Origin of the sequence: Nonomuraea fuscirosea (assembly GCF_003001935.1) — a bacterium.
GTDB lineage: Bacteria > Actinomycetota > Actinomycetes > Streptosporangiales > Streptosporangiaceae > Nonomuraea > Nonomuraea fuscirosea.
The window spans coordinates 111,758-124,808 of sequence record NZ_PVNG01000032.1 but is presented as its reverse complement, the minus strand read 5'-3'; the positions used below and the strand labels follow the sequence as shown (position 1 = coordinate 124,808).

Here is a 13,051-nt window from a genome sequence, read left to right as displayed (position 1 = left end):
AGCAGGGTTACCGGTGGAACCTCGACTACGAGGTGGACACGCACGGCAACGCCACCACGTACTGGTACACCCAGGAGAAGAACTACTACGGCCGGCACATGAAGCCCGAACAGGGCACCGTGTACGACCGCGCCGCCTACCTGACCCGCATCGACTACGGCTACCTGAAGGGCGAGCTGTTCACCAAGACGCCGGCCGCCCGCGTGGTGTTCGACGTCGCCGAGCGCTGCCTGCCCAGCGGCACCATCACCTGCGCGCCCGCCGAGCTGAAGAAGGAGACCGCGAGCCACTGGCCGGACGTCCCGTTCGACCAGATCTGCGACTCCGGGGTGAAGTGCACTGACCGGCTGGCGCCGACGTTCTTCACCCGCAAGCGCCTGACCAAGGTCACCACCCAGGTCCGCAACGCCGCCGGTCAGTACTACCCGGTGGACTCCTGGGCGCTGGCGCACCAGTTCCCCGCCTCCGGCGACGGCATGAGCCCGGCGCTGTGGCTGGCCTCGGTGCAGCAGACCGGTCACGTGGGCGGCACGATCTCGCTGCCCCCGGTGAAGTTCATCGGCGTGCAGCTGCCCAACCGGGTGGACTCCGACGAGGGCCGCGCCCCGCTGGTCAAGTGGCGGGTCCAGGCGATCGACAACGAGTCCGGCGGTGAGCTGCGGATCAACTACTCCGCGGCCGACTGCAAGCCGGGCGACGTTCCCGCGGCGGACAAGAACACCAGGCGGTGCTTCCCGCAGCGCTGGGCGCCGCCGAACGAGGCCGAGGTCACCGACTGGTTCCACAAGTACCTGGTCACCCAGACCGTCGAGGTGGACCGTGTGGCCGGTTCGCCGAACGTGGTCACCGACTACGAGTACCTGGACGGCGCCGGCTGGCACTACGCCGAGACCAACCTGGTCAAGCCCGAGCACCGCACGTGGGCCGACTACCGCGGCTTCGGCCGGGTCCGCGTCCGCGAGGGCGACGGGCAGGACACCACGCGCACGCTGACGGAGTTCCGCTTCTTCCGCGGCATGCACGGCGACAAGCAGGCCGACGGCTCCAAGCGCAACGTGCAGGTGGTCGACTCCGAGGGCGGCAAGCTCGACGACCTCGACCAGCTCGCCGGCTTCGAGCGCGAGGAGATCATGTACGAGGGCGACGGCGGGGCCATCGCCACCGCGACCGCGGAGGAGCCGTGGTCGGTCAAGACGGCCGAGTCCACCCAGGGCGGCATCACCAAGGCCGCGCACGTGGTCCAGCCGAAGTCCATGGTCACCCGTACCGCGATGACGGACGGCAAGTGGCGGCGTACCGGCGAGGAGCGCTCGTACGACGCCAAGGGCCTGCTCACCACGGTCGAGGAGAAGGGCGACCTGGCCAGCGCGGACGACGACCGGTGCATCCGCTACACCTACGCCCGCAACGACACCTCCTGGATGATCGACTACCCCAGCCGGGTCCAGAAGGTCGCCGCGAACTGCGACACCTCGGTGTCCACGCTGGCCGCCGGTGAGGTGCTGTCGGACGAGAAGGTCCAGTACGACGGCCAGGCCCACGGCCAGCCGCCGACCAAGGGAGACGTCACCTCCGTCCAGGAGCTCGTCTCCGCGGACGGTCAGACGATCAACGGCACCGTCCGCACCTTCGACGCCTACGGCCGCGAGACCAGCGAGACCGACCCCGTGGGCACCAAGTCCGTGACCACCTACAGCCCCGCCTCCGGCGCCCCGGCGACGGAGACCACGGAGACGAACGACCTCGGCCACACCGAGCGCACCCTGCTCGAACCGGCCTGGGGCGAGCCCGTCGCCGAGATCGACGCCAACAACCGCCGCGTCGACATGGAGTACGACGCGCTGGGTCGCCTGATCAAGGTCTGGCAGTCCGACCGGAGCAAGGCGTCCGGCCAGTCGCCCAGCACCGAGTACGCCTACACGACGCGGACCGACGGCCCGAGCTACGTCACCACCAAGACGTTGCGCGCGGACGGCGGCTACACCACCAGCTACGAGCTCTACGACGGCCTGATGCGCGAGCGCCAGACCCAGGAGCCGGCGCCCACGGACGACCAGACGCAGGACCCGGCACTGCGGGACGGCCGCACGATCACCGACACCTTCCACAACTCCCAGGGCGAGGAGTACAAGAAGAACACCGGCTACTTCGCCACCGGCACGCCCGCCACCGAACTGCTGGCGGTGGCCGACTCGGCCGTCCCCAACCAGGTCGTGTCGCTGTTCGACGGCACCGGCGAGGTCAACGCCGAGGTCTTCAAGGCCAAGGGCGCGGAGAAGTACCGGGTCTCGGCCAAGGAGGAGGGCGACCGGCTGCACGTCACCCCGCCCCCGGGAGGCACCGCGACCACCCGGATCGGTGACGCCGAGGACCGGCTGATCGAGCTGCGCCAGTACAAGGGCGCCACCCCGACCGGTGACTACGAGGCCACCAAGTACACCTACGACCACGCGGGACGCCTGTCCACGGTCACCGACCCGGCGGGCAACGTCTGGAAGCACCACTACGACCTGCGCGGCCGCGAGATCAGGACCGAGGACCCCGACAAGGGCGTCACGACCACGACGTACAACGACGCCGACGAGATCGTCACCACCACCGACTCGCGCGGCAAGACCCTCTGGTACGGCTACGACGCCCTGGGCCGCAAGACCCAGATGCGCGAGGGTTCGGCGAGCGGCACGCTGCTGGCCGAGTGGAAGTACGACGCGCTGGCCAAGGGCGAACTGCACGCCAGCACCCGGTACGTGGGCGGGCAGGCGTACACGGCGGAGATCAACACCATCGACGCCGACTACCGCGCCCTGCGCCAGACCGTCACCATCCCGGCCCGTGAGGGCAAGCTGGCCGGCACCTACCAGCTCAACACCCGCTACACGCTCGACGACCAGGTGCAGTCGGTCAGCTTCCCGGCGGGCGGCGGGCTGGCCGAGGAGCAGGTCGTCTACAGCTACGACGGGCTCAGCCAGCCGGTCAAGGTCACCGGCCTGTCGGCGTACGTGAGCGCGACCCGCTACTCCAAGATGGGAGAGATCCTCCAGTACGAGCTGGGTGAGGGCACCAAGAAGACCTGGATGACCTACACCCACGACGAGAGCACCCGTTACCTGACCGGCATGCGGCTCGACCGGGCCGGCGCGTCCGCCAGCGACCTGGACCTCGGCTACGCCTACGACGCGGCCGGCAACATCACCAAGATCGCCGACCGGGCCGCCCAGGACACGCAGTGCTTCAAGTACGACCATCTGCGCCGCCTGACCTCGGCGTGGACGGCCACGGACGACTGCGCCAGCGGTTCACCCCAGTCCGGCAAGATCGGCGGCGTGGCCCCGTACGCGGTCAGCTACGCCTACGACGCCACCGGCAACCGGACCAAGGAGACCAAGCACGCCTGGGGCGGCACGGCCGAGCAGGTGCGCACCTACACCTATCCCGCGGCGGGCGGCAAGCAGCCGCACGCGCTGCAGGCCGTCGGGGCGGACGTGTTCGCCTACGACGCGGCCGGCAACACCACCCGGCGCAAGGTCGGCACCGCCGACCAGAACCTGGTGTGGGACGCCGAGGGCAACCTGGAGTCGGTGACCGAGGCCGGCAAGACCACCTCGTTCGTCTACGACGCCGACGGCGACCGCCTGCTCCGCAAGACGCCGACGGACGCCACCCTCTTCATCGACGACATGGAGCTGCGCCTCGACTACGCCAAGGACGTCGTCGAGCAGACCCGCTACTACACCATCGGCGGCGAGGCCATCGCGGTCCGCACACCGGACGACCAGGTCTACTTCCTGGCGAGCGACCACCAGGGCACCGCGCAGGCCGCGGTGAACGCCGGCACGGGAGACGTCGCCGTCCGCAGGCAGACCCCGTTCGGTGAGGACCGGGGCACCGCGCCACCCTGGTGGCCGGGGCAACGCGGGTTCGTCGGCGGCACCAAGGACGCGACCACCGGACTCGTCCACCTGGGCGCCCGCGAGTACGACCCCAAGAACGGCCGCTTCCTGTCGGTCGACCCGATCATCGACGAGAGCGACCCGCAGCAGCTCAACGCCTACGCCTACGCCAGCAACAGCCCCGTCACCATGAGCGACCCCGACGGCCAGCTGGTCTGGTTCGTGGTCGGCATCGCGGCGCGGATCGCGGCCAGGGCCATCGCCAGGAAGCTGGCCCAGGCCGCCGCCAGACGGGCCGCCGCCGCGGCTGCCCGGCGGGCGGCGCTGGCCGCGGCCAGGCGCAGGGCCGCCGCGCTGGCCAGGAAGCGCGCCATCGAGGCGGCCAAGCGCAAGGCCGCCGCGGAGGCCAAGAAGAAGGCCGCGGCCGCGGCCAGGAAGAGAGCCGCGGAAGCCGCCAAGAAGAAGAGGGCGCTGGAGGCCAGGAAGAAGGCCGCACTGGCCAGGCAGCGGGCACGTGCCGCCGCGGCCAAGCGCAGGGCGGCGGCGGCACAACGCAGGGCCGCCGCGGCCAAGCGACGAGCCGCGGCCGCGCGCAGGGCCGTGACCAGGCGGGCGAGCAGGCCCAAGGTCAGGATCCGGCAGCGGCCCGCCGTCCGCCCGAGCAGCCGCAGGGCGGTCCAGCGCAACACCCCGGCCAAGGCCCGGCGCAACCCGCCGAGCCAGCAGAGCACCGGCCAGTCGCGCGGGCTGTCCGAGGCGCAGAAGCGCTCGATCGACGAGCAGTTGGGGAGGGTACGTCCCACGGGCAACCACCAGGGGACGGCCCGGAGCATGGCCGACGAGATGGCCGATCAGGGCACCGGATGGGGCCCGGCGTCGAAGCCGTACTCGTCGGACACTCCGTCCTCGAAGGCACCGACGATCCTCTGGCGCATCTGGCAGATCTTCCGGCCGCCGGCGGGCCCGTAACCGCCTCTGCCGTGTGACCGCAGCGTGACACGGTGCAGGCGCGATCGGTGAGAGAACGACGGAGCTCCCGTCCGGACGGTGCCGACCACCGTCCGGCACGGGAGCTCCGCCATGTCCGGCGACCGTCGCGGAGCTTGGCTGGCATCGGCTCGGTGAGGTGGGTGCGGCTCCACCTCGCGCGTCATCGTTCGAATCCCGAGTCGTACCATGAACCCGGTTCGGGCCCGCGTCCCAGCTCGCGCCCGCGTCCCGAGTCGTGGCCTCGGCCGCGTTCCGGATCGAGATGATCCTGAGGCGGCGTTTGTCGACCCGTCGATCTCCAACGTGGCGCGGTGATCCTCTTCAAGGACATACCAGTGCCCGGGTGTGTCCGGCGGCGCGAACTCCGGCGCTCCAGCCGCAGACGTGAGGTCGCGGGATCCCGCCGGGCGGTCGTCCCGATCGTCACGTGCCGGTCCGGATGGCAGTTCGTCACGCGATGCGGCATTCAGCGGCATGTCCGGCGCCGAGGAGCGGGAGGGATCGGCGACCGGCCTTCGCGGCGGGCGGCGAGACCCTCCGACGGTGACGGCGGCTTTGCTTTCCCGCTGCCGTTCTCACTCTGCTGCGCGGGGCCGGGAGAGAGCGCCGGCGAGTGGCGGGGGGCTGCTCATGTGCCGGAGGCTGTGCGGCGGCGGAGGGGGCGGATCCCCCAGCGGGTCGTCCTCCCGGCCTGGACCGTTCGTCTGGCTCAGGCCGTTCATGTGGCTCAGGCCGTTCGTCCGGCCCGGGGCGTTCGTGTGGCTCGGGCCGTTCGTGTGATCTGAACCGTTCGTGCGGGCCGTCGTCGTGGAACTCCGCCCAGCCGGTGCGGGCCTCCCGCTCGCCGGAAGGCCGCGGACCCGTGCGGGCCCGGTCCCCGGTGTCCGCCGTCCGCCGATCGCAATCGTCGACGCAGGCCCGCTCGTCCGGGGATCTCCCGCTGTCCCGGGCGCGGGGTCCACGGGTGTCTCTGGCCCATGTCCACCGTGGTCGTTCCCGGGTACGCGACCGAGCCTCCTCGGCCTGACGGGCCCGGCCGCGTGCGTACCGCAGGATGTGCTCGGTGAGCAGGCGGCTGAGGCGCCCGAGCCGCACCGCGCCGACGTTGAACCGCTACCGGACCCGGACCTTGTTGTGGAAGCCCATCGACACGCCGAACCGCCGGTAGAGCGACCGCAGGCCGGTGATTCTGGCCTCCCTGGCGAGACGCTCGGCTTCCCGCTCCAGTCGCGCCATGAGCGTGGCGATCGCCTCGTCGACGATGTCCCGCGCCACCCTGGCGGCGGCGGACCTGTCCGAGGGGTCCGCCAGCACGCGCCGCATCTTCTCCAGCCGCCTGCTCCCCAGGTGCAGTCTGTGGAGGCGGATGCTCAGACCGTCGACGAGCAGGGAGAAGGTGTTGCGCTGTAGGCCGGCGCACTCTCTGATCAGAATGATCTCCGGCTCTACGGCCGGCTGAGGAGTCTCCCTTTCCCTGGCCGCGTGTACCCGGGGGTGAGGGATGGCGGCCCGGGTCGCGTGCGGGGAGCAGGAACGCCTCCATCTCCCTGGCCTACGCCTCCCCGGCCTCCTGGGAGCGCTGCTTGAGCTCCGCCTCGTAGACGTGCCGGCGCCCGCCCATGAGCCGGTCGCGCACCTGGCGTTCGAGGTCGCGGAACGTCGTGTAGTAGCCGTCGTCGTACTCCTCGACGATCTGGAACGTCCAGCGTCCGGCCAGCACGTCCCGGCCGACCAGGTCGGCGGCCAGGCGCTGGGCCATGTCCTCGTGGCCGGCCTCGCGCAGCAGCTGGACGACCTCATCGGCGGTGGCGTGGGCGGAGCCGGTGAGCTGGTGGAAGGAGTAGAGGTGTCCCCGTGCGCGCTCGACCGTCTCCAGCGCCTCCGACAACATGCCGGCGGCCCGCACGGCACGGTCGTCGGCGCCGTCCGGGCGGCGGTGGTCCTGATCGGGTGTGTATGCCATGCGTCCGGCGTTACCCATCACCGTGGGGAAGATGCGCACGCCCGGCCCGATGCCTTCCCGGCGGGCAATCCCGAAACCGGGGAATGTCCCTCGCCCGCCCGATTCCCCTTCTTGGAAGGGCAGGCAAGAGAAATGACACAGAAGAACGCAACAAGAAACGCCGGAATTCACCGCTGGAGGCGAACGCGCTGATCAGCGCGGGAGGGTAGTCGTGTCAGAAGCTGAACGCGCCCAGGCCGATCCCGGCCGCCGGGTTGAGCCCCACCAGGCGCAGCGCGTCGTGCGGCACCCGTCGTCCGATGATCCGGGACAGGATCGCTCCCGCCGTGACCGGCCCGCCCGCCTGCCCGACGGCGGCACACGATGCGCCGGCGACCCGCCCGTCACCGGCTCCGAATCTGGGAAGCTCGCTTACCACATCGATATCCTGATCGCGCGAAACCCGGCCGGACAACTGCCGCACCTTGCCTGGCGACTTTATTGGGATATTTGACAGCCAGTTAGCTCATCAGTACTTATATAAGTACTGATACAATGAAATCATGACCGATCCCCATGTGCAAGATCCCACCGAGGAGAGCCTCTGGCGGCCGCTGCGCCAGTTGCAGGCCTCCATGGACGCCGACATCGCCCGGATCTACACCGGCGAACGCATCACGGGCCTCAAGCCGAGCTTCGTCATGGAGCTGCTCCGGCTGCACGCCCGAGGCCCGATGACCATCACCGAGCTGGCCGCGTCGGTCGGCCGGACCCATTCGGCGCTCAGCCAGAAGGTGGCCGCCATGCGTGACGCGGGCTGGGTCCACACCGTCGAGGGCGAGGACGCGCGCAGCAAGAAGGTGATGCTGACCGACCAGTCCCGCGCCGTCGTGGACCGCCTGGCGGCCGAGTGGCGGGCCACCGAGGCCGCCGTCGCCGAGATCGAGAGCGAGATCCCCTATCCGCTGTCGCGCGTCGTCACCGACATCGAGCGGGCCCTGGAGCGCAAGAGCTTCCACGACCGAATCGCGGAGAAGCTGGCGCAAGACCCCGCATGGGGCTGAGCGACCCCCAATGCGGACAGCGCCCGCCGGGCCTCACAGCCAGCCTAGGGCTGAAGCGTTCTCGTGTCGTGAGACCGAGTAGCTGAAGGCCGTCGGTGGGGTGGCTGCGGTGGTCGGTGGCGGCGGCGATGCCGGTCCAGCCGATTATGCGCGCCAGGCCGAGGGCCAAGTTGCGGAGGCTGGTCATGATGCGGGGTGCGGACGCGGGAGGCCTCTTAGGGTGGGTGACGTCGCGGATGTGGTGCAGGGCTTCGATGCTCCAGCGCCCTTGGATTAGGGCGGCGAGTTGAGTGTGGATGATCCGGCCTGGTGGGAGGCTGGTGATGGCGGTAGATCGCCATGATGGTGGTCATGCCGGTGCGGTGGTCGATGCAGCGGCGTGTGACCTGGATGGCCTGGGCGGCGTGGGGAAAGGACAGGTTGGGGCGGACGGTGGAGATCTTCATGTGGCGAATCTCGCGGCGGGCCGGGCAGACCGGCTTGGTCGGGTAGCTCGGGCCATACAGGAGATGAACCGGGTGATCTTTACGAGGAAGGTCGCTCCGCTGAGAACGGCGAGCAGGGATAACGCCGGCAGTGGGCCGAGTCGGTAGCGGTGTCCGCGACGGTGGCGCGGGTCGGGGATGGCATCCAAGACCTGGGCCAGGGTCAGCAGATCGGGCAGGTCCCCCAGCGGGTCGGCGACGGTGACGTGCTCCAAGATGCGGGCGAGCACGTCGATCGGGGATGATGGCAGACGAACGCGCCCCCTTTTCTTGATCGACTGGCGTGGACACCCAACGATCATCAGGGGTCGCGTTTGCCATCTTTACCCCGGAGTGCCCTCAACCGCCCGGCCTCAACGCGCCGCGCGTCCCATCACCCCGAGAATGCATCAGCCCTGGCCGTGCAGAAGGCGGGTTCCCCCCTTGGGTGAAGGATTGCGTCAAACTGACTGGCCTGCATCGGATCCGGCTGAGGCGATCAACCCCAGTGCCTGAGCTTTCAGGACAGTGCTGATGCGGTCGTTGGTGTTGAGCTTCTCATAGATGTGCTGGATGTGTTTTTCCACCGTGCTACGTGATATGTCAAGGCGACGACCTATTGCCGTAGCGATCAAACCAGTGCCCAAAAGATCGAGTACGGCACTCTCTCTATCAGTGAGCCGGATACCGGAGGCCTCGCCCATACAACCCGTGAAATGAACTGGTGTTTCTCGGTCGCCGTGGTCTCCGCCCGATCGTAGGGCGCAGATTCCGGCAAGAACGGATTGTAGTTGCTTGGCCATGCGCATATGTCGGCTGTCGAAGTCCGGGCCAGTGCGCATGAGCGCGAGAGCAGTGATGCGGTCTGCCGTGACGAGCAGCGGAATCGTGAGAATGCGAGGCACGCCAGCCCCAAGCCAACGCTGGTGGAGAGAGCCTTGGTCGGGCGTCGAGTCGATGACGTCGCTGAGTCGCAGGGGTACCGCTTGCTGGGCGTCACGATAGGCGAGGGTCAAGGGGTGATGGACGGCGATCTCGTGAAAGCTCCGTCCATGTCCCAGCGAGACCGCAGCTGGACTGGTGCCCCATCGCCGACTTCTGGCGTGCACCAGATCGATGGTCCCAGAGCCCACGACATCGACATCGAACAGCTCTCGAAGTCGAGCGCTCACCGCAGTCTCTGGGAAATCCGGGCCGACTCTTTCAAGGGCGATGGTCGCCAGTTCCAATAGGCTTCGATAGTCCCCAGCCGAAAGTCTAACCATGATCTTCGGCCTCCTCTCTCTCCCTCTTCAATCACTCCAAGCATCATACGAGCGGCATGTCAATACTCATTTTCCTCAGTATCGAAAGATTGGTGTCGTGTTCTACGGTAAGGACGCCGAGATCATTACTCGTCCAGCCAAAAAGGGAGGGTCTGTATGACGATTACGGGAGTCCAGAACGTGTTCAACGTCTTGGACGCAGACGTACTCTTCGTCAACCTGGAGAACTCCGGCAACAATCGCTTTATCCCGGCAGAGAGCTCGATCAACGTCGGCAACTGCTGGGTGCCATGGGCCACAAGCGAGCCTCAGCTGCTCGGGCATGCCCTCCTGATCGTGAACGCGGCCAACGAGGACGTCCTCTGGTACATCTGGCAGCGTCACGTTCCCGGGCAGGGCAACTTCGTGCGTGCCTCGAACAAGGGGTGGGACGACCCAGGAGAACCGCTGCGCGGTGAACCCGAAGCGGGGCACTCTATCAACCTCATGATCTTCGAGAACAGGGTCAAGGCGTCACGCCTCTGACTTGCCCAGCAAAAGCGTGTTATGTGGGTGATGGTCTGCACGAGATCCGTGATCAACGTGCGAGGGATCAACATGACTGCAGTCCTCCTCCTGGTTGAGCGCGAACTACTGCCGGGCCGCACCCACATCGCTTTCGGCGGTGATAGAACTGGTCGGGCTGCCGGATGGAAAGATGCCCCGGATTCTCGGGAGCCGGCGGTGTGACTAGGTGAGGATGTGCTCGATGAGCGCGGCCGATGCCGGAATCTGGGCGTCGTCGGGGACATAAGCGGGCCCGGCTCCAGCAGGTCGACCAGGGTGCGAATAGAACCCGGGCGTCACGTGAACCGTTTAAGGGCTACTGCTCTTGTATTGCTGGACTCTTGGGCTGCCGAGAGGCTTCCGTTTCTTGAGCCTTGTGCCCTTCCAGTACGGGTGGCCCCTTTGCCGTCGGATGAGCGGGCTGGTCGTCCGGCGAATGGGTCGCAAGGCCGGGCAACGCCCGCGCAGCACGAATCCAGGCCGAAGCGTCGGCCAAGCCAGCATCATGGTCAGATTCGTGTGGCCCGTCGCAAGGCCTACGTTGAGTTCCCGGAGCAAGCCCACATCACCGGCGAGCTTTACCACGGGCTCGGTGACGTCTACATGACCAGACGAGCAGATGAGGAAAGTCCAGGAGGTACGCACCGTTCTGCGGGATGATTACGATCCACTGAGTCGTTCTCAGTAACCGAAGATCGCGTTGTGTGATGCCGATATGGTCCACTCGTGCTCCCGGTACAGCAGCACGAGTGCGGCTCGGACGATCTGCCCGATGCGCCAGGGATCGAGGCTGACTCGGCGCAGGGCCTTGAAGGTGACGGTGAGCAGGGCGTTCGCGCCTTCGCCAACGCCGCGCAGGCCCCGCAGCACCTTGTTGTAGGTGTGCTGGTCGTCGCTGAGCCGGGCCTGGCCGCGCTTCTGCACCGGCACCCGGATTTCAACGGAGCGCTATGCGAGGTCACGCAAGGTGCCCCTGACGCACAGGTGCGCTTCAACCGTACCCACGAGGTGCTCCGTGACCGGGGCCTGGCGGGCGTTGTCCGGGAGTCGCAGGAGGCCGGCGGTGAACAAACCGCGAACAAGAAGGCCCGCATCGGGCAATAAGCGCCGACCCTCCTTCGAGAAAGGCGCCGGATGCATGACCCTTACCCCCACCCGTCGAGGCCGGTGGCGGCGGAGACGGACGACGCGTCGGTCATCGCCAAGTCGCGCGACGAGCCCGAGTGGTTCGCGGTGATCTTCGACCGGTACTTCACCGCCATCCACCGCTACGCCGCCGCCCGCCTCGGGCCCGCGGCCGCCGACGACGTGGCGGCGGAGACGTTCCTGATCGGCTTCGACCGGCGCGCCCGCTACGACCTGACCCACGCGCGGGCCAAAGCCTGGTTGTACGGCATCGCCACCAACCTCATCGCCCGCCACCGCCGCGACGAGTTGCGCCACTACCGGGCGCTCGGCCGCGCGGCCGGCCGCGACGACGTCGAGGGCCACGCCGAACAGGTCACGGACCGCGTCTCCGCCGAGCTGCTCCGCCCACGGCTGGCCCGCGGCCTCAAAGCGCTGTCCCAGCGGGACCGCGACGCGCTGATGCTCGTGGCCTGCGCCGATCTCAGCTACGCGGAGGCGGCCTTCGCCCTGGGCGTCCCGATCGGCACCGTCGGCTCGCGGGTGAACCGGGCCAGAGCCAAGCTCCGCAGGACGCTGGGTCACGTGGCGAAGGAGGCCTGAACCATGGAAGAACTGCGAGAGCTGCGCCGCCACCACGACGCGCAGCCGGAGCCCGCTCAGGCGACCGTCGACGCGGCCCGCGCCCGCCTGGACGCGCACATGCGCGACGGCCGGAGCCGCCGGGCCCGCGGGATCCGGCCGATGTGGGGGCTGAGCCTGGCCGGAGCGGCCGCCGCCGTCGTGGCCGTGGCCGTGGCGGTCGCCCCCGGCGCGGGCGTGGATCCGCGGCCCTCCCCGGCCCGGCCGTCCACCACCGCCGAGCTGCGGCTGCGGCCGGTGGCCGACGCGCAGGACGTGGCGGACAACGCGGCCCTGCTGGCCGGCGCCGAACCCGGATGGGCGCTCTCACCAACGCAGTGGGGTTATGTGAAGAGCGTGAGCGCCGTGACCCGTACGGACGCCGGGGAGTGGCTGCGCGGCCGTCCTGAGAAGACCGGCACCCACGAGCAGTGGCGGCGCCTCGACGACAAGGCGTTCGCCACCGTCGAGCAGGGCCGGCTCAAGGTGCACAAGGGGTCGGAGTTCGAGGTGACGTACCGCTACCTGCTCGCTCTCCCGACCGACGCCGGTCAGTTGCTGGCCCGCGTCTACGCGACGGTCGACGAGGAGGACGCGAGGAACCGCGCGTCGTTGCGGGAGCGCGCCCGGCAGCGGGCGGAGAGCGTGGGGAAGAGCCGGGAAGAGGCCAGGCGCATCGCCGCGGAGTCGGCGCCCGCTCTCACCCGCGTGGAGCGCGACAGGTGGGCGTTCCAGCTGATCGCGCTGGGGATGAGGGACGCCGCGCTGCCGCCCAGGCTGCGCGCCGCCATGTACGGCGCCCTCGCCGCGATCCCCGGCGTGCGGTACGAGGACACGGCGTCCGACCTGCTCAAGCGGCGCGGCGTCACCCTCTACCACGTCCTGGACGGATACCTGCGCGACGAGATCTTCATCGATCCGGAGACGTACGCGTACCTGGGCTACCGCACCATCGTGGTCAGGGACCACCGGGAGCCGACGTTCGGCGAGTGGCAGAAGGGGGAGATCCGCGACTGGAACGCGCTGGTCGAGGCCGCCGTCGTCCAGAAGGCCGGGCAACGCCCCGGCTGAGCGCCGCGTCCGGCGGGCCGGCTGCACGTCGGGCCAGGCGGGCCGGCTGAGCACCGGGGCCCGGCCGGCCGGC

At 69.0% G+C, this 13,051-nt stretch carries 9 protein-coding genes and 1 pseudogene; 5 read left to right on the top strand and 5 right to left on the bottom strand.

What is annotated here, in order from left to right; genetic code table 11:
* Positions 1-4,859, top strand: a 4,859-nt coding sequence (locus B0I32_RS50360) for an RHS repeat domain-containing protein (RefSeq protein ID WP_106251941.1), incomplete at its 5' end; no start/stop codon positions are given.
* 1,134 nt (positions 4,860-5,993) lie between these two features.
* Here the strand turns inward: B0I32_RS50360 and B0I32_RS50355 are convergent.
* The 3 genes from B0I32_RS50355 to B0I32_RS50345 all read right to left on the bottom strand — a co-directional run bounded on the left by B0I32_RS50355 (position 5,994) and on the right by B0I32_RS50345 (position 7,261).
* A complete protein-coding gene (locus B0I32_RS50355) occupies positions 5,994-6,194 on the bottom strand; it encodes a hypothetical protein (protein ID WP_146178618.1) in 201 nt (66 codons plus the stop codon).
* A 238-nt stretch (positions 6,195-6,432) separates the two neighbouring features.
* Positions 6,433-6,843: a hypothetical protein gene (locus B0I32_RS50350; RefSeq protein ID WP_106251962.1), complete on the bottom strand. Its 411-nt coding sequence runs from the start codon at positions 6,841-6,843 to the stop codon at positions 6,433-6,435.
* Between the two features lie 214 nt (positions 6,844-7,057).
* A complete protein-coding gene (locus B0I32_RS50345; RefSeq protein ID WP_106251938.1) occupies positions 7,058-7,261 on the bottom strand; it encodes a hypothetical protein in 204 nt (67 codons plus the stop codon).
* Between the two features lie 124 nt (positions 7,262-7,385).
* On the opposite strand from B0I32_RS50345, the gene B0I32_RS50340 reads away from it, so the two are divergent.
* Positions 7,386-7,886, top strand: a complete 501-nt coding sequence (locus tag B0I32_RS50340) for a MarR family winged helix-turn-helix transcriptional regulator (protein WP_181308678.1) — start codon at positions 7,386-7,388, stop codon at positions 7,884-7,886.
* 925 nt (positions 7,887-8,811) lie between these two features.
* Here B0I32_RS50340 and B0I32_RS50330 read toward each other — a convergent pair.
* Positions 8,812-9,615 (bottom strand): helix-turn-helix transcriptional regulator, encoded by an 804-nt coding sequence (locus B0I32_RS50330; RefSeq protein WP_106251934.1) that lies wholly within the window; start codon positions 9,613-9,615, stop codon positions 8,812-8,814.
* A gap of 156 nt (positions 9,616-9,771) precedes the next feature.
* Between B0I32_RS50330 and B0I32_RS50325 the strand changes: the two genes are divergently transcribed.
* Complete coding sequence (locus B0I32_RS50325) at positions 9,772-10,140, top strand: hypothetical protein (RefSeq protein WP_146178616.1); 369 nt, start codon at positions 9,772-9,774, stop codon at positions 10,138-10,140.
* 702 nt (positions 10,141-10,842) lie between these two features.
* On the opposite strand, the pseudogene B0I32_RS50320 reads toward B0I32_RS50325, so the two are convergent.
* Positions 10,843-11,106: pseudogene (locus B0I32_RS50320) on the bottom strand (transposase family protein); the annotation flags it as partial.
* 189 nt (positions 11,107-11,295) lie between these two features.
* On the opposite strand from B0I32_RS50320, the gene B0I32_RS50315 reads away from it, so the two are divergent.
* Entirely contained in the window at positions 11,296-11,889 is a 594-nt protein-coding gene (locus tag B0I32_RS50315) for an RNA polymerase sigma factor (RefSeq protein ID WP_106251931.1), read from the top strand.
* Positions 11,890-11,892: 3 nt separating this feature from the next.
* A complete protein-coding gene (locus tag B0I32_RS50310) occupies positions 11,893-12,978 on the top strand; it encodes a CU044_5270 family protein (protein ID WP_106251929.1) in 1,086 nt (361 codons plus the stop codon).
* Positions 12,979-13,051: the final 73 nt, after the last annotated feature.